The 17,146-nt window shown below is 40.3% G+C and carries 15 protein-coding genes and 1 pseudogene; 12 read left to right on the top strand and 4 right to left on the bottom strand.

Annotation, left to right across the window (positions count from 1 at the left end; genetic code table 11):
• Positions 1-18 precede the first annotated feature (18 nt).
• From ACTJJQ_RS02770 to ACTJJQ_RS02735, 8 genes are all read left to right on the top strand, one after another.
• The gene (locus ACTJJQ_RS02770; RefSeq protein ID WP_017360376.1) at positions 19-921 is read left to right on the top strand and encodes an amidase domain-containing protein; all 903 of its coding nucleotides are present in this window, start codon (positions 19-21) and stop codon (positions 919-921) included.
• 43 nt (positions 922-964) lie between these two features.
• On the top strand, positions 965-1,438 hold the full coding sequence (gene trmL, locus ACTJJQ_RS02765; RefSeq protein WP_003211950.1) for a tRNA (uridine(34)/cytosine(34)/5-carboxymethylaminomethyluridine(34)-2'-O)-methyltransferase TrmL: 474 nt from the start codon (positions 965-967) through the stop codon (positions 1,436-1,438).
• A gap of 442 nt (positions 1,439-1,880) precedes the next feature.
• The gene (locus ACTJJQ_RS02760) at positions 1,881-3,776 is read left to right on the top strand and encodes a PrkA family serine protein kinase (RefSeq protein WP_017360374.1); all 1,896 of its coding nucleotides are present in this window, start codon (positions 1,881-1,883) and stop codon (positions 3,774-3,776) included.
• Positions 3,777-3,916: 140 nt separating this feature from the next.
• Positions 3,917-5,080 (top strand): sporulation protein YhbH, encoded by a 1,164-nt coding sequence (gene yhbH / locus ACTJJQ_RS02755; RefSeq protein WP_007497035.1) that lies wholly within the window; start codon positions 3,917-3,919, stop codon positions 5,078-5,080.
• Between the two features lie 362 nt (positions 5,081-5,442).
• The gene (locus ACTJJQ_RS02750) at positions 5,443-6,075 is read left to right on the top strand and encodes an HlyD family efflux transporter periplasmic adaptor subunit (protein WP_007497037.1); all 633 of its coding nucleotides are present in this window, start codon (positions 5,443-5,445) and stop codon (positions 6,073-6,075) included.
• Positions 6,076-6,114: 39 nt separating this feature from the next.
• Entirely contained in the window at positions 6,115-7,734 is a 1,620-nt protein-coding gene (locus ACTJJQ_RS02745; protein WP_440599930.1) for a DHA2 family efflux MFS transporter permease subunit, read from the top strand.
• A 17-nt stretch (positions 7,735-7,751) separates the two neighbouring features.
• Positions 7,752-8,276, top strand: a complete 525-nt coding sequence (locus ACTJJQ_RS02740; RefSeq protein ID WP_008358701.1) for an NAD(P)H-dependent oxidoreductase — start codon at positions 7,752-7,754, stop codon at positions 8,274-8,276.
• 13 nt (positions 8,277-8,289) lie between these two features.
• Positions 8,290-8,649: a hypothetical protein gene (locus ACTJJQ_RS02735; protein ID WP_050827088.1), complete on the top strand. Its 360-nt coding sequence runs from the start codon at positions 8,290-8,292 to the stop codon at positions 8,647-8,649.
• Positions 8,650-8,764: 115 nt separating this feature from the next.
• Here ACTJJQ_RS02735 and cspB read toward each other — a convergent pair whose 3' ends face one another.
• Both cspB and ACTJJQ_RS02725 read right to left on the bottom strand, forming a co-directional pair.
• The gene (gene cspB / locus ACTJJQ_RS02730; protein ID WP_008349061.1) at positions 8,765-8,965 is read right to left on the bottom strand and encodes a cold shock-like protein CspB; all 201 of its coding nucleotides are present in this window, start codon (positions 8,963-8,965) and stop codon (positions 8,765-8,767) included.
• A gap of 211 nt (positions 8,966-9,176) precedes the next feature.
• Positions 9,177-10,268 carry a GGDEF domain-containing protein gene (locus tag ACTJJQ_RS02725; RefSeq protein WP_050827089.1) on the bottom strand — a complete coding sequence of 364 codons (1,092 nt, stop codon included), beginning with the start codon at positions 10,266-10,268 and terminating at the stop codon, positions 9,177-9,179.
• 94 nt (positions 10,269-10,362) lie between these two features.
• Between ACTJJQ_RS02725 and ACTJJQ_RS02720 the strand changes: the two are divergent.
• Positions 10,363-10,742 (top strand): annotated as a pseudogene (locus tag ACTJJQ_RS02720) (hypothetical protein).
• Positions 10,743-10,776: 34 nt separating this feature from the next.
• Here the strand turns inward: ACTJJQ_RS02720 and ACTJJQ_RS02715 are convergent.
• Positions 10,777-11,193, bottom strand: a complete 417-nt coding sequence (locus tag ACTJJQ_RS02715) for a spore coat protein (RefSeq protein WP_440599929.1) — start codon at positions 11,191-11,193, stop codon at positions 10,777-10,779.
• Between the two features lie 153 nt (positions 11,194-11,346).
• Between ACTJJQ_RS02715 and ACTJJQ_RS02710 the strand changes: the two genes are divergently transcribed.
• Together ACTJJQ_RS02710 and ACTJJQ_RS02705 are read left to right on the top strand one after the other, a co-directional pair.
• Positions 11,347-11,853, top strand: a complete 507-nt coding sequence (locus ACTJJQ_RS02710) for a YhcN/YlaJ family sporulation lipoprotein (RefSeq protein ID WP_008349054.1) — start codon at positions 11,347-11,349, stop codon at positions 11,851-11,853.
• 156 nt (positions 11,854-12,009) lie between these two features.
• Positions 12,010-12,885: a hypothetical protein gene (locus ACTJJQ_RS02705; RefSeq protein ID WP_017366908.1), complete on the top strand. Its 876-nt coding sequence runs from the start codon at positions 12,010-12,012 to the stop codon at positions 12,883-12,885.
• Positions 12,886-12,914: 29 nt separating this feature from the next.
• Here ACTJJQ_RS02705 and ACTJJQ_RS02700 read toward each other — a convergent pair whose 3' ends face one another.
• Positions 12,915-13,559, bottom strand: a complete 645-nt coding sequence (locus ACTJJQ_RS02700; RefSeq protein ID WP_017366909.1) for a spore coat protein — start codon at positions 13,557-13,559, stop codon at positions 12,915-12,917.
• 143 nt (positions 13,560-13,702) lie between these two features.
• On the opposite strand from ACTJJQ_RS02700, the gene ACTJJQ_RS02695 reads away from it, so the two are divergent.
• A complete protein-coding gene (locus ACTJJQ_RS02695) occupies positions 13,703-17,065 on the top strand; it encodes a CheR family methyltransferase (RefSeq protein ID WP_440599928.1) in 3,363 nt (1,120 codons plus the stop codon).
• Positions 17,066-17,146: the final 81 nt, after the last annotated feature.

Below are 17,146 nucleotides of genomic sequence, written 5' to 3'. Positions count from 1 at the left end.
AAGTTTGGTGGTGTCTGTGTGAAACAATTATTAGAACAAACGTTAGAAGACAGACTGGCATATTTATTAAATGGCAGTACGATCAAACAGCCGCAGCTGATGTCTGATGTGGACGCTGTGGAGCGAAAGAAAGAGTTGTTTGCAAGAAGACAAGTTGAGATTGTCAAGGCGAAAGCAAAAGCAAAACTTCTCGATTCAGCTATTCAAGATGATGGAGCTCAGCAAGTACAATATCTCGCGCACCTCACTTATGTCTGTAAGGATATAGACGATTCTTTTTATTTAGAGGAACAGGTTGAGAAAAGAGAAGCGTTTCTTTATAACGACATGCTTGTGAAAGATCGGATGATGTTAGAAGAACGACAAAAGGAAGATCAGGTGGATGAGCGTTTCCAAAATGAAGACCAATTTGGAAGAGCTTTTCACTATGACCGGCGTGCAGCTGTTCAATATGCTGAGACGTATTGGAATAAACGAAATCCAGCCTATAAAAACTTCGAAGATAACTGTACGAATTTTATTTCACAATGTCTAAAAGCAGGGAATGCGCCAACGAGAGGATATCCGAACCGTGGATCTGGCTGGTGGGTTCGTCCACATACGTGGAGCTACAGCTGGACGGTGGCACATTCGATGAAAAATTACTTAGCGAATTCCAAAGCGGGGTTGAGAGCGAAGAAGCTCAAGGAGCCGCAGGAGCTTCAAATAGGTGATGTTATTTGTTACGATTTTGAGGGTGACGGTAGGTATAATCATACAACCATTGTCGTTGATCATGATAAAGGCGGAATGCCTCTTGTGAATGCACAAACGTATGACAGCCGTATGCGTTACTGGTCGTATGAAGATTCAACGGCTTATACACCTAATATTCGTTATACGTTTTTTCACATTTTGGACGATGCTCCGAAGGGTAGTTAATGGTATAATGTTGAGCGGAAAAGAAAATTAGAGGTGAACTTTTTTGGGACTTCATGTCGTTTTATATCAACCAGAAATTCCAGCTAATACTGGAAATATTGCGCGTACATGTGCAGCAACAAATACAACACTTCATCTGATTCGTCCGCTTGGTTTTTCGACAGATGATAAAATGCTGAAGCGTGCAGGACTCGATTATTGGAAATATGCCAATGTCGTCTATCATGATTCATTAGATGAATTGTTTGAGGCTCATCCGAAGGGGCAATTTTTCTATATCACAAAGTTTGGGCAAAAGCCGCATACAACGTTCGATTACTCGCAGCTAGATGAAGACTACTTCTTCGTATTTGGCAGAGAAACGAGTGGCTTGCCAAAAGATTTGATTGAACGGAATATGGATCGCTGTCTACGTTTACCGATGACAGAGCATGTTCGTTCACTGAATCTATCGAATACGGCAGCGATTCTTGTGTATGAGGCGCTTCGCCAGCAGCAATACCGAGATTTGATATAAGAACAAGATAAAAGCCGAGATCCCATCTCGCTTTCAGTGAATATATAAGTGCTGAAAATATGAACGAAATGAAAAAGGATGTTCCGCTGATGGAACATCCTTTTTTTCATTTACCAGGCTTGCCTTCGTAGCCAGCTGTGAAAATGGATACTAAAAACGTAATGATGACGCCCATCATAATGACCGTTCTCATATAAGCTCCCCCTTATCCCTTTGTTCCTTTGCTGCCGGTTTCATATGTTGTGAAGTTCGCCTTGAAAAGCAGGAGATGAAGATCATTTTTCTCCTGTTTTTCCTTTATTATGAAGGGTCTTGCGGATGGTTGTCAATTCAGTTTGCCAATTCGTCATTTTGAAGAACGAAAGCATGTAATAGGACGCCTCCGCATAGATTGTAAAACAGTATCTGATTTCTAGCTTCAATCTTGAAAGAGGAGGTTCATATGGATATTTTAAAGAAAATTGAACAGCACAGAGAAGAAGAGCAGCGACTGAAATGGGAAGGCACCTTCAGCGAATATTTAGATATTATTAAAGAAAATCCACTTGTCGCTCAATCTGCTCATTCTCGCGTTTATCATATGATTAAGGACAGCGGGATTGAAGAGGAGAATGGGGTCAGAACCTACAAATTTTTTGATCAGGAGCTTTTTGGATTAGAGGAATCATTGGAAAGGCTAGTGGAAGAGTATTTTCACCCTGCGGCTAAACGTTTAGATGTCAGAAAGCGTATTTTATTGTTAATGGGGCCAGTCAGCGGCGGGAAATCGACGCTTGTCACAAGGCTGAAAAGAGGGCTGGAAGAGTATTCACTAACAGATCATGGCGCAGTCTATGCGATTAAAGGCTGCCCAATGCATGAAGATCCGCTTCATCTCATTCCGCAAAATCTGCGGGAGGATTTCTATAGAGAATACGGCATACGTGTGCAGGGGAATTTATCACCTTTGAACTTGATGAGGCTGGAAGAGGAATATGGTGGCCGCATTGAGGATGTGAGAGTGGAACGAATCTTTTTCTCAGAGGACAAACGGACCGGCATTGGTACTTTCAGTCCGTCGGATCCTAAATCTCAGGACATTGCTGACTTAACAGGAAGTATTGATTTTTCAACGATTGCTGAATTTGGTTCAGAGTCAGACCCGCGTGCGTACCGGTTTGATGGAGAGCTCAATAAAGCGAACCGTGGAATGATGGAATTTCAGGAGATGTTAAAGTGTGATGAGAAATTTCTATGGCATCTTCTTTCATTAACGCAGGAGGGAAATTTTAAGGCGGGGCGTTTTGCGTTGATTAGTGCGGATGAATTGATTGTTGCACATACGAATGAAACGGAGTATCGGTCATTTATTTCAAATAAAAAGAACGAGGCTTTACACTCAAGAATTATTGTGATGCCGATCCCTTATAATTTAAAGGTGACAGAGGAAGAACGCATTTATCATAAGATGATTTCAGAAAGTGATGTCTCAGATGTTCATATTGCACCGCACACGCTAAAGGTAGCTGCGATGTTCTCTATTTTGACAAGGCTGAAAGAGCCGAAGCGGTCTGATATCGATTTGGTGAAAAAAATGCGACTGTATGATGGCGAAAGTGTCGAAGGTTTCCAATCTGTTGATATTGATGAGATGAAAAAGGAATTTCATGACGAAGGAATGAGCGGAATTGACCCGAGATATGTCATTAACCGCATTTCATCCACTATTATTCGAAAGAACATGGAATCCATCAATGCACTGGATGTCCTCCGTTCCTTAAAAGAAGGACTCGATCAGCATCCATCGATCTCAAGTGAAGATCGGGAACGTTATTTGAATTTTATTTCTGTCGCACGAAAAGAGTATGACGATATGGCGAAGAAGGAAGTTCAAAAGGCATTTGTGTATTCCTATGAGGAGTCTGCGAAAACTCTCATGGATAATTACTTAGATAATGTCGAGGCGTACTGCAATAAAAACAAACTGCGTGATCCGTTAACAGGTGAAGAAATGAATCCTGATGAAAAGCTCATGCGTTCAATTGAGGAACAGATCGGCATTTCTGAAAACGCCAAAAAGGCATTCAGAGAAGAAATCCTTATTCGTATTTCAGCTTATGCGAGAAAGGGCAAACGCTTTGATTATAATTCTCACGAGAGATTACGAGAAGCCATTCAGAAGAAACTATTTGCCGATTTGAAAGATGTCGTGAAAATTACGACATCGACGAAAACGCCGGATGAGCAGCAGTTGAAGAAGGTCAATGAAGTAGTGGCGCGATTGATTGATGAGCATGGCTATAATTCCACAAGTGCAAACGAACTCTTAAAATATGTAGGCAGTCTTCTGAATCGTTAATAAATGAAGGAGGCATTATTGGCGCAAACCAGCACCGGTAATGTCTTTTTTAAAAATCATCGTCATTTCGACGACGGCCAGCATACGATAATGGAATCGATGGGTACAAGAATTGTCCAAAAAGGTGAGGAGGGGGATGGATGTCCCGGCAAGAAAAAAGTCAGTTTATTGTGTCTCAGGAAGACTGGTCCCTCCATCGAAAAGGCTTTGATGACCAGCAGCGTCATCAGAAAAAAGTCAAAGAGGCGATTAAAAACAATTTGCCGGATCTTGTCACAGAGGAAAGCATCATCATGTCTAATGGCAAAGATGTGGTCAAAATTCCGATCCGTTCTTTAGATGAATATAAAATTCGGTACAACTATGATAAAAATAAGCATGTAGGTCAAGGGGATGGAGACAGCCAAGTTGGCGATGTGGTCGCTCGGGATGGATCTGACAGTAAGCAAGGGCAGGGAAAAGGTCAAGGTGCTGGAGATCAAGCCGGTGATGATTATTACGAAGCAGAAGTCTCATTAATGGATTTAGAGGAAGCGCTATTTCGTGAGCTGGAGCTACCAAATCTAAAACAAAAGGAACTTGATGATATCGTTGTCGAGGAAATCGAGTTTAATGATATTCGCAAAACGGGGTTAACCGGTAATATCCATAAAAAACGAACAATGCTGTCAGCATTTAAACGAAATGCCATGACAGGAAGCCCTTCCTTTTATCCCATTTATCCAGAGGATATTAAGTATAAGACGTGGAATGAAGTCACCAAACCAGAATCAAAAGCGGTTGTCCTAGCGATGATGGATACGAGCGGAAGTATGGGGCTTTGGGAAAAATATATGGCGAGAAGCTTTTTCTTTTGGATGACACGTTTCTTGCGGACAAAGTATGAGACAGTCGAGATCGAATTCATTGCCCACCATACAGAGGCGAAGGTCGTAGATGAGGAGCACTTCTTTTCTCGGGGAGAGAGCGGGGGAACCATTTGTTCTTCTGTCTATCGAAAGGCGCTAGAGCTCATAGACGAACGATATCCGCCGTCACGATATAATATTTATCCTTTCCATTTTTCTGATGGTGACAATTTGACCTCAGATAATGCACGGTGCGTGAAGCTCGTTTCTGAAATTATGAAAAAAGCCAATTTATTTTGTTATGGTGAAGTGAATCAATATAATCGGCATTCTACGTTAATGTCAGCATATAAACATATTCAGGATGAGAAATTTAAGCATTATATTTTGAAGCAAAAATCAGACGTTTTTCTCGCATTAAAAAAATTTTTTCAGCAGGAAGAAGTTCTTTCTTAAAGAGAACATTCAAAAAAACCTTTCAGCATAAGGGCTGAAAGGTTTTTTGTGTGGAGAAGGAAGGGATCACCAGAAAAAAAGTAAAACTTTCTCTTTGACATTTCAATTTTCATTTATTAATATTTAATCTTGTTAAATATAAGTTTTTCAAAAAAGATGCCGATTGTCTTTTCTTCTTTTTCTGCTTTTTGCTCATAAGTGAACAATAAGTATAAATGGGCTGCACACCATTTTCAGCGGAGTAGAAAAAGGGGAAACAGGCAGCTCTATGAGCTTGTTTCATAATCTGTCAGATGATGGGCATTCTAAGTTTGCTAAAGCAGATGACACTATATTTTTATACATGAAAGGAGAAACAAAACATGAACAGAGGGCGTTTATTGCTAACGAATATTATTGGCCTTATTGTGATTCTTGCCATTATTGCCGGAGGTGCTTATTACTACTACGAAAGCACAAACTTCGTAAAAACAGATGAAGCAAAAGTGACAGGTGACATGTACCAAATTACAGCGCCAGCAGCTGGACAAATCAAAGGCTGGGACATCAATGAAGGTGACGAAGTGCAAAAAGACAGCACAGTTGCAAAAGTTGAAGGAGAAGCAAAAACAAACATTAAAGCAGTGGCTGATGGCACATTAGTCAAAAAAGAAGTACAAAACAACCAACAAGTGCAGCCTGGGACAGTTCTTGGTGAAACGATTGACCTAAGCAAGCTTTACATTACAGCGAATATTAAAGAAACAGACATTAAGAACATTGAAAAAGGTGACAAAGTGGACATCGTTGTAGACGGCGATCCTGATACAACATTTGAAGGAACAGTTGAACAAATTGGTTATGCAACAAACTCAACATTCAATATGCTGCCAGCAACAAACTCAAGTGGTAACTACACGAAAGTGACACAAAAAGTAGCAGTGAAAATTTCAATTAAAAATCCATCTGACAAAGTACTTCCAGGTATGAATGCTTCTGTCAAAATTTCATCTTAATGATGACTGATATCAAAAAATGAAAGGAGGTTGTCTGAGATGGCAAATCAACCTGCAGCGACAAAACAGGGAGCAGGCTCCTTGTCTTTACTGATCATTTTAATGGCCGGTTTGTTCGTAGCGATTTTAAACCAAACGCTTTTGAACGTAGCCATGCCCCATTTAATGACTGAATTTAATGTGAGTGCGACGACAATTCAGTGGCTTACAACAGGTTACATGCTTGTCAACGGTGTGCTCATTCCGTTATCTGCGTTTTTAATCACACGTTTTGGCCAGCGCAGCTTATTCCTCGTGGCGATGATTTCATTTACACTAGGGACTTTTATTTGCGGTATTGCGCCAAACTTTTCTACGATGCTGATTGGTCGTTTGATTCAGGCAGTCGGTGGCGGTATCTTACAGCCGCTCGTCATGACAACAATCCTTTTTATTTTCCCTCCAGAAAACAGAGGGAAAGGAATGGGGATTTTTGGTCTTGCGATGATGTTTGCGCCAGCTGTCGGACCAACGTTATCTGGTTATATTATTGAACACTATTCATGGCGTATTATGTTTTATGGACTTGTACCAATCGGTGCGATTGTCATTATCGCGGCTTTCTTTATGTTTAAAAATATTGTAGAGCCTAAAAAAATCAAGCTGGACACTCTTGGTGCGATTCTGTCGATCGTTGGTTTTGCTTCGCTTCTATACGGAGTGAGTGAAGCGGGAAGTGATGGCTGGACAGATCCAATTGTTCTATCTACGATTATTGTTGGTGCGATTGCGATCATTCTCTTTATTTTCCAACAGCTAAAAGCGGATAATCCGATGCTTGATTTCCGCGTGTTTAAATACAGCATTTTCTCATTATCAAGTGTTATTAACATTATTATTACCGTTGCCTTATACACTGGGATGTTCTTACTTCCGATCTATTTGCAGAACCTCGTTGGGTTTACTGCACTGCAATCGGGGTTATTAATGCTTCCAGGGGCACTTGCGATGCTGATTATGTCTCCAATTTCAGGGATCTTGTTTGATAAATTTGGACCTCGTCCACTTGCCATTGTGGGGATGCTGATTACGGTTGTTACCACATACGAGTTTACAAGGCTGACGATTGATACATCTTATAGTCACATTGTGCTCATGTATGCAGTACGTGCCTTTGGTATGTCACTCTTGATGATGCCAGTCATGACTGCTGGGATGAACCAATTACCGCAGCATTTAAACAGTCATGGTACAGCGATGTCAAACACACTGAGACAAATCAGTGGTTCGATCGGTACGAGTTTGATCACGACGATTTATACAAATCGCACGACATTCCATTATTCCAATATGGCAGATCAAACGAATACAGCTGACCCGTTCTTTATGAATTCATTCCAGGCGGCTGTCTCTCATGTGATGCACCATATGGGCATGACAGCAGAAGCTGCTCAAAAATATGTGTCGACCCAGCTCTTTACGAAAGCACAAGTCGATTCCAATGTGATGGGCATCAATGATGCTTACATGTGGGTGACATTATTCTGTGCAGCTGGTGTGATTCTCAGCTTGTTCCTGCGAGATGTACGTAAGGATAAAAAGCGAAAAGAAAAGCAGGATAAGAAACAAGAAATGACATTGCTTCCAGCACCTAAGGAAGCAAACCAAGATGCAAGATAAGTGTGGAGGGACCGTACATGAAAATTTATGTCGTATACGATAGTGAAGGTGACCATACAAAAGCACTTGCAGAAGCGATTGCAGCTGGCGCAGGTGAAACAGAGCAAGCTGAAGTGTTCATTGATCATGTGAAAGATGCGGATATCCGCAAGCTTGATCAAATGGATGCAATCATTTGGGGCTGCCCTGGTCACTTTGGTACCATTAGTTCTGGATTAAAGACATGGATTGACCGTCTTGGGTATTTATGGGCAGAAGGAAAACTCATCGATAAAGTCGGTGCCGTTTTCTGTACCACTGCAACAACACACGGCGGATTAGAAATGACGATGCATAATTTGATTACGCCAATGTTCCATCAAGGGATGCTTGTGGTCGGCCTTCCTGGAAATGTTCCAGAAAATGCGTTATACGGCTCTTATTATGGAGCAGGTGTGACGTGCCCGATTGATTCTGATGAAGTGATTTCTGCAGAAGGCATTGAGCTGGGGAAAGCATTAGGAAGACGTGTAGCATCAGTCACTGCGTCATTTAAGCGATAAGGAGAGGGTTCTTTTGGCGACGATTATTGTAGCGTTAGTAGCTGCTTTTCTAGTTATTATCGGATTAGTAGCGTTCAATGTCAGACACGCTTCGGCCGAGAAGGAAGAGATCAAAGAAGATGTATCGAATCATCCTGACGTGCCGCATAGCGAGCCAGAAGTTGCGGCGAGACCTGTAGAGCCTGAAGTGGAAGAAAAAGCGTCAGAGCCTTCTCAGACAGATGATGCTCCGTCAGGTGATGATTTCTATAGACAGGCGCTTCAAAAGTTTAAGCAGCCAGAACCACCTGTCAAAGAAGAAGAACCAGAGACGAAAATGAATGATGATATGTATCGTTCTGCTTTACAGAAACTAAAGCAGAAGGACAAATAAAAAGAGAACCTCTCGTCAGGTTCTCTTTTTTTTATTGCACAAAAAAACCGCCGGCATAAAAGCCGAGCGGTTTTCCTTCACTCTATAAAGTGCTAAAAGAGCAGATGCTCTTAAATTACGCTTTGTTAACGTTAGCAGCTTGTGGTCCACGGTTACCTTCAACGATTTCGAAAGAAACTGATTGACCTTCTTCTAAAGTTTTGAAGCCTTCGCCTTGGATAGCAGAGAAGTGAACGAATACATCGTCTTGACCTTCTACTTCGATGAATCCGAAACCTTTTTCAGAGTTGAACCATTTTACTTTACCTTCTAACATGAAATTTCCTCCTAAAGCGATCTTAACGCTTAAATTCACTATTCTTGCTCTTACACAAACTTCAAAGACGAAAACTCTTTCAAAACTTTCTTCTTAAAGATGATACGAACAAAAATAATTACCTTTACTTTACCAGTGTTTGCGGGAAAAAACAACTGTTATGCGAAAACTTTTTTAAAAATAATTAGCACTAACAAATTGAGGAAAAAGCCTATGTTAAGTGTTCTCTTTTTCGTCCAGAAAAGCTCACTTGGTTTCTGCCTGACTGCTTCGCTTTATAGAGCTCCTGGTCTGCAATAATCGGTAATTGTTTCATGTTTTCACTTGTTCCTGCATCATAAGCACATCCAATTGACACCGTAATGTAAATCGATGTTCCGTTTTGTAAATAAATTGGCTGATCCGCCATTTTTTTTCGTAAACGTTCCGCAATTTGCCATGTTTTTTCAACGGAACAATTCGGTAAAAGCACAGCAAATTCTTCACCGCCGATTCGCCCAATATAATCAGAGCTTCTTGTGTTCTTAATCAGCCTTGTTCCGATTTCTTTTAAAACGATATCTCCCTCATGATGTCCATACTGATCATTGATGGTTTTGAAATAATCGATGTCTAGATAAATCAAGGACATTTGATGGATAGGTTGCTTTAAGTTCAGAGAAAAAGCATCATTTAATATCTCATCGAATTTCCGTTTATTTAAAACACCAGTTAAAAAGTCATAATGAGCTTGGAATTTATACAAATTTAACATCTGATACGCTTTTGTTTGATGCTCAATGACATAAAAGTTAAATAAACCGGCAATATACGAGAACATCCAATAGGCAGCATGCAGTTCAAATGACCTTTCATTGACGATGATGATAAATAAAATCGTCGCTATGACGTTGCTCATGGTAATAGATAATAGCATTTTTACGACGTGATTGATATGACGCTCAGCAATTAAAAAGGAAGCTGTGGCGATAAATATCATGGAAAAAATATTAATGAAAGAAGCGACATTGGCTTCGATTAATAATCGGCCAATAATGATCACACAGGCTGCAATGAACGTTTGTGCAATGCCTCCATAAAATGCCGTTAAAATAAGGGGGATATGTCTTAAATCGATGATGGCTGGTCCTGCTTTAATAGAGAAAAACATTAAGAGGACACCGAGTAACCCAGAAATCATTCCTTTATAAATTTGTCTGAGCAGGGTGTCTTCCTTTTTTAAAAAATTCTCTTTAAACACAAGCATCAATAAATAATGGAAAGTGACAAGAATTGTTAAATTAATAAAGAGGTCTCTTAGCAAAATAAAATCACCTTTTTAAAATTACTAAAATTTGTTGCAAAAGAAAAGGGGAAACAAGATAATTAATAAAAATTTCACTTATGAGGGGTTTAAAATGAGGAGAAAACAATTTCCAGATCGAACGGACTCGCTTTCTTTTTTGAGACGTGGCCTGATGAAGGATTTGAACGAGATATGCCCATTGAATATCAAGATCTAACGTTTCGGTTTGAGAATGAGGAAGAGCGATTTGTGGTGACGATGTCTCTTGGAGTACAAGAATTTTCTTTGAGGGCTGTTCGAAAAAAGGACGCATCCGTTTTAGGAGTATATGCCTTTAAAACTGTGCGACATGTAGAAATAAAAAAGGATCGGCAGCATGAAAAAGAGCTGTTGATACTATTAGATGGTGTGGAACGGTTTGTTATCACGATCGAAATTACCTTCTTGCCTTCCTTCTGCATCATGGTGAAAGAGCATTTTTCGGGAGAATAAACAGGAGCCTTCTGAAAAAAGGCTCCTGTTTTAGTTATTTGTGCTCGATGTCATTGAGTACTTGCTGAATAGATTCATCATCCATTACATTCATGACACTTTCATCAATGTGAAGAGACTGGGCGTAAGACTCTCTCGGCGGCTGATGGGTTTGGTATGTTTTCGATGATGTTTGATGCTGGCTTGTTTCATTAGGCTGGACAGCGGTGAATGCCTGCTTGATCAATTGTCCTACTTCAGCTGTGCCTTTTGAGTCTTTACGTGAATGTGAATGGGACTCATGACGAGATGACTCATGATGGTGTTGATCTTTGCCTTTCATCATTGAGGACAAATTCATTTGAGTCATGCTGCTTAGTCTTCTCCGTAATAGTGGTGAAAATAATGCAATGATGGCTGTTGATGCTGCGATCATTGCACCAGTACTCATACCTTTTCTCTTTTTAAACAAACGAATCCCTCCATTTGATCGTGATGATACTTCTTCATCATGTTTAGGATGACCAATCAAGGCTGATTTATGAATTCATTGCTGAAATAGAGGATGTGTGCATAAAAAGTCTGCTGGATGAAAAACCTATGAGCAAAAGGAGGGAATAAATTGATGAATAAGAAATGGATGCTATCTTTATTACTCGTTCCAACATTGATCACTGCTGGGTGTGGAATGAACAATCAAGGCGATGAACGAAGAGGAACAATGAAACGACAGTACGAAAATGTCACATATAAGAACGACAACATGAGACAGGATCAACCAAATGTACAAACACCTCAGAAGGTGAAAGTGGCAGATAAGGCATCAGAGCTTGTTGCCAACATGTCTGAAGTGAAAACAGCGAACGTACTTGTCACAGGGAAAAATGCATTTGTTGCTGTCGTGCTTGAAGGCAATAAAAGCGGAGATGTAACAGACGATTTGAAAAAGAAAATTTCTGACAAAGTCAAATCGACGGATCAACAAATTGATAATGTGTATGTATCTGCTAATCCAGACTTTGTCGATCGTATGGCAGGGTACGGAAAACGTATTAGAAGTGGAGAGCCAATTTCAGGATTCTTCGACGAGTTTACTGAAACGGTTCGACGTGTTTTCCCTGAATCAAAATAGCTACGACAAAAGCCGTATGTCATATGCGGCTTTTTTGTTTGGAACCGCACCTTGCGCACCTGACTGCATAAAGTAAAAAATATATCACCTCTTGTTGATCTTTGTTTTTTCATAGAAAGAGAAAGAGGTTGCAGGATGAATTCAGGTGGGGAGTAAATGAAAGCAAAACCGTCATTAATTCATAAAAAACTTGTAAGCGGAATGATTGCAGCAGGTTTGATTTTTTATGCGTTCACTGCGTACTTGATTTATGTAGCGTTCCAGCTGACAGGGCAATATCTAGAGCAGTATTCGTCGCCTAAAACGGTCTTAACGGAAGGACTCAATAAGCAAGTCTATGAACATATTCGAATCTACTATGCAAAGGATGAGGGCGCCTTTGTCGATCTGACCATAGAAGCGCTGGAACAGGCAAAGAAGAGAACGATGTCAGTGTTTCAGTATGAAGCTGACAAACCGTTAGATATCATTTATTTTGATGATAAAGAAACGATTGAGCAATTTGCCGGCATCAAGCATATTACAGGTTTTTATTCTGATGTTGATCATATGATTGGATTATACCCAGATAAACGGGAAGAATTGTTGAAGAAAGAGACACTGCCTTTATACTTTTTCAACACGTTATTCATTCATGAGTATGCCCATTTTGTTTTCTATGAAAAGGTGCATGCATACAATGTATCTCCAGTCGTCTTTCCCCTTTGGTTCCATGAAGGAACAGCAGAATGGACGGCCTATGATGTGCTGAACGCCACGTCTGAACGGTTTGACGTCATTCCTTTTAAATCTCTTTATTCTGATCAAGACTGGCAAGAATCTCGCACGACGTATGAGACAGATGTTTATTTACAAAGCTACTATATGATCTATGAGCTTGTGCAGCTTTATGGACGAGATGTCATACATGAGATCATGGAGGAAACGGCGAAAACTAGTCGTTTTGATAGAGGGTTTGAACAAGCGACAGGACAACGTCTCACAGATTTTGAAGAGCAATTTAAACTGAATTATCAAAGAAACAACGGCTGACCTGTAAATAGGTCGGCCGTTGTTTTTGGTTAATGAAGCGGTTTTTGCTGATTGGCTTTGCTTGGCGGCATCTGCACCTGTCCCTGCATAGGGGCAAATGTAGACGTCATCGCCTGCATATCTTGAGCTGTAAGCTGCGGAACTTGATAATAGCTATGTTTGTTTTGATATAAGAAAATTTCATACGCCATTTCAATAAAGTTCGGGATTTGCGCTGCAAGCACACGTCGCACCACAGGGTTTGTGACCTCTAATGCAGTCATTGAGAGTAATCCAGCATGAGATTTCATAAGACCAAGCATATGCCCTGTAATTCCCGCATCTTTTACATCCTGTATTGATTGATTAGGCTTCTTAGGCTGAGATGGTTTTATTCCGTATGTCACCTGTGTCTGTTCTTTCATCATATAAGTAGATGTTTCTTCACTAGGCTTTTGACCAGTAGAAAAGCAATCTACCGTGACGTTGTACTGGGACAATACAAATTGATATTGTCGATCTAACATGTCGGATAATGCGGGATCTTGGATAAATTGCCGAAAGATCATGTATTGATCCAAAATATTAATGGTCCCTGCTAATACCTCATGTAAATCAAATAACTCATGCCCGCCATGATTGAATTGGGGCTGCTGGACATGTCCTTGAACGTTTGGTTGCTGATCGTTTTGCATAAAGAATCCTCCTTCTGTTTATACAGTCTGTTTTAATGTGAGGAAGTTTTCCTCCTTTCATGCAAAAACATTATTTACAATTAGAGGGTTTTCTTCCTTTTTGTCGAAAAAATGTATCAGACGAATGAACATGGGGGTACCAGATGCAGGACAAAATCATTAATCGTTTGATAGAAGACGAACATGTGCAGGCACCAGTGATTGGCATCGGTGTTTCGCCGTTTGAACAGCATCATCTTGAGGCTTTTTTTCAATCATTTCCGCATGAATTAAATGCCTCTTTTATTGTTGTGCAAAATCATGTGACAGGCGATTGTGTAACTGATTTGGAAGCACTTGTTTTACCGATTGGCTACCGGGCAAAGCCGATTAAGCATGGTGAGAAAGTCATGAAAAATACGATTTATGTTTGTCCGCAGCATGCAGCTGTGACATTGACAGAAGACAAACGGCTACACATAACAGAGCAGCATCCTACGAACAAGGCGTGTGCTGTAAATTCGTTGTTTCAGTCACTTGCCAATGTGCAAAAGGAAGAGGCCTATGCGATCTTTTTTCAAAAAGGCTATTGTGTAGGAAGTGGTTTGCTTCAAATCGTTGAGCAAGGCGGTACAGCCATATCGTGCAGTGAGACAAATAGTGGGTTTGATCGTATGTATCATCAAACATTTCAAGACCCTTCTGCACTTGCGTCATATATAGCCAACATCATCAACGTTCCGCATACAGATGTTGCAGACCCTGTTTTGATCAGAATCATTGAACGTCTTGAAATGCATAAAGGAATTGCATTTTCAACCTATGAGAAGCGCAGACTGCTCTCTGTCATGCAAAAAAGAATGAGGAGTGCGAACCAATCGATCTCCTTATTGTCCGAGTACGATCGTTTATTAGAGAGAGAACCAGATGAGCTTGATCGTCTGCATGTACAGCTTTTAAGCGGCACGACTTCCTTTTTTAGAGATATGGAAGCCTTTCGAGTATGTGAACATCACATCATTCCGTCAATCATTGATAATACATTGAAAAATGGGAAATCTCGATGCCGCATTTGGATTGCAGGATGTTCTACAGGTGAAGAAGCCTATTCTTTTGCGATGTTATTTTTAGAAGAAATGAAACGAAGACAAGTGTCCATTGAACTTCAAGTGTTTGCAACAGACATCAACCGGAAAGCCATCCAAAGTGCAAGCAAAGGTGTTTATTCGCTTGAGTCTATGGCACGAATGCCAGAAAAATGGAGGGCACGATATTTCGAAAAAAAAGGTGACGCTTTTATTGTGAAGCAGTCGCTTAGAAAACATATAGTCTTTGCTCCTCACAATTTATTGATCGATTCACCTTTTATCCACCTCGATTTTATCAGTTGCCGAAATGTTCTGATGTACTTCCAGCCAGAAGTACAAAAACGAGTCTTATCTCGATTCCAATATGCACTAAAGGATCAAGGGATGTTGATATTAGGACCGAATGAAAAGGTACCCAATATCCCTCGTTTATTTCATTTGTTCAATGAAAAGTGGAACATTTACACCCACTCAAACGTTCCTAAATACAATGCAGGTCATACGGAGTTAAAAGAACGAGCTGTCCAATATATGAAAGAAGTAGAGCAGGAGTATGATGCATGTTTCATCATAGACGATTGCGAGAAAATCCTCGCGATATCAAATGGTGCCTATTCTTACTTAGCGCATGCAGAAGTCTCAGATGAATTATGTGAATATGTAACCCCTGATTATATGAAAGAGATACTAAGTCAAAGCTTTCAAAAGGTATGGACTGAAGAGACTGAGGTTGTTTTTCAACATGTCCTCATTTCGGAAAATGGAAGAAAGCAGTATGCAGATTTTACAGTGAAACATTTTGATCGCCGTTTTAAAGGAGTATACGTCATTCTCATTCGGAAGAGTGAGAGAGGAAAAAATCAAAAGAACGGCAGGGACAAAGGGATGTTAGAGCAGAATTCGGTTTATCAACAGCGAATTGTCGATTTAGAAAACGAGCTCAATGAGGTCAAACAAAAGGAGCAAGAAGCAAGGGCTCAATTAAAAGAAAAAAACAAGCAAATAGAAGTGCGCGAGAAAACAAACGAGCATTTTATTAATATTATAAACAATTTAAAGGTGACAAGAGAAGAACTGTACCGGCCGTCTGTGAAGCCAGAACTTGCCACGTTGTTTGTGGACCGGGAAATGAATATTCGCTATCACACTCCTACAGCTACCTCTTTATTCACTTCAGCTCAAACCCGGCACCAGCAAACGTTTCAGTCGATGGTGAAGAAGTTATCGAAGGAAATGCTCTATCATGATATTCAATCTGTCATTTCAGATAGGCGCGTGATCGAACGTGAAATTGAAACGAACGAAGGAGAACAATTCACAGTTCATTTGACGCCTTTCTATGATCAAGATCGCGAGGGAGCAGTGATGACCTGGATCAAAATGACCGAAATGACGAAATTGAAGCAGGCTCTTCATCTTGCGGTGACAGCACTTGATAACAGCCATATTCATATTGTGGTTGCAACAGGAGAAGGTGTCATTCAGTGTGTCAACCAGCGCTTTTGTCAGTTTGTACAACAGCATGAATATGACTTGATCGGAAAAGATATTTTTTCTGTCTATTATGCGTTGTGTCAATGTGATGATCTAGCGAAACAATGGGACGTGTGTTTAAGAGAGGGCAGCTGGACAGGTGAGCTGTATTTTCAGGACTTATCAGGGCGTGAGCGATGGGAAAGAGTCTCTTTACACCGAATCGATGACCCTGACAAAATGCAGTCTACTGTCATGCGGATTTCAGAGGATATTACAAGTCAAAAACAGTCTGAGAAAATGCTGATGAAGTCTGAAATGCTGTCAGCAGTTGGACAGCTTGCAGCTGGTATTGCTCATGAGATACGGAACCCACTTACGTCGTTAAAAGGCTTTTTACAGCTAATGATTCAAAGTAAAAAGTATCAGAAGGATTATGCCGATGTGATGATGTCAGAGTTTAATCGGCTTGAGTCTATTATTAACGAATTCCTTGTGCTCTCTAGAAGTAAATCTGTTAAATTTGAACCGGTGAATGTGAATCTTCTGCTCGAAGAAGTCATTATGGTCGTTGAATCTCAGGCGGTCTTAAAAGGAGTGTCGATTCAAAAGAATCTGGCGCCCTCACTGCCACATATTCAAGGCATTCCAAATGAACTAAAACAAGTGTTCCTTAACATTCTTAAAAACGGAATTGAAGCGATGGATGGAGTAATAGGTGTGATCCAAGTGACTTCATTATTGAAAAACGACCAAATGATGCTGATATTTGAAGACCAAGGAAAGGGCATACCAGAAGAGGAGATTGGGAAATTAGGTGAACCTTTTTACACAACGAAAGAAAAAGGCACGGGTCTTGGATTAATGATGACCATTAAGATTATTGAAAGCCATGGCGGTACCATTCGTTTTGAGAGCAAAAGCTTTGAAGGGACACGTGTGATTATTACGTTTCCAAGTAATTGAGATCAGTTTTACATGAAATCCATCCAGTCTTAATAATTGCTTTGTACACTAGAAGAGATGAAGTTCAAAGGGGAGAAATCT

Source organism: Bacillus sp. 22483 (assembly GCF_052044605.1).
In the GTDB taxonomy this organism is placed as follows: domain Bacteria; phylum Bacillota; class Bacilli; order Bacillales; family Bacillaceae; genus Bacillus; species Bacillus altitudinis.
Note: the sequence above shows the minus strand (reverse complement) of the source record. Positions and strands in the feature narration are given on the sequence as shown.

Bases quoted from the DNA above. Each gene is read 5' to 3' on its own strand.
- ACTJJQ_RS02700 (WP_017366909.1), bottom strand. From the start codon at position 13,559: ATGCAAAACGATCAGCAACCAAACGTTCAAGGACATGTCCAGCAGCCC.
- ACTJJQ_RS02695 (WP_440599928.1), top strand. From the start codon at position 13,703: ATGCAGGACAAAATCATTAATCGTTTGATAGAAGACGAACATGTGCAG.
- ACTJJQ_RS02760 (WP_017360374.1), top strand. From the start codon at position 1,881: ATGGATATTTTAAAGAAAATTGAACAGCACAGAGAAGAAGAGCAGCGA.
- cspB (WP_008349061.1), bottom strand. From the start codon at position 8,965: ATGTTAGAAGGTAAAGTAAAATGGTTCAACTCTGAAAAAGGTTTCGGA.
- ACTJJQ_RS02710 (WP_008349054.1), top strand. From the start codon at position 11,347: ATGAATAAGAAATGGATGCTATCTTTATTACTCGTTCCAACATTGATC.
- ACTJJQ_RS02750 (WP_007497037.1), top strand. From the start codon at position 5,443: ATGAACAGAGGGCGTTTATTGCTAACGAATATTATTGGCCTTATTGTG.
- yhbH (WP_007497035.1), top strand. From the start codon at position 3,917: ATGTCCCGGCAAGAAAAAAGTCAGTTTATTGTGTCTCAGGAAGACTGG.
- ACTJJQ_RS02745 (WP_440599930.1), top strand. From the start codon at position 6,115: ATGGCAAATCAACCTGCAGCGACAAAACAGGGAGCAGGCTCCTTGTCT.
- ACTJJQ_RS02740 (WP_008358701.1), top strand. From the start codon at position 7,752: ATGAAAATTTATGTCGTATACGATAGTGAAGGTGACCATACAAAAGCA.
- ACTJJQ_RS02705 (WP_017366908.1), top strand. From the start codon at position 12,010: ATGAAAGCAAAACCGTCATTAATTCATAAAAAACTTGTAAGCGGAATG.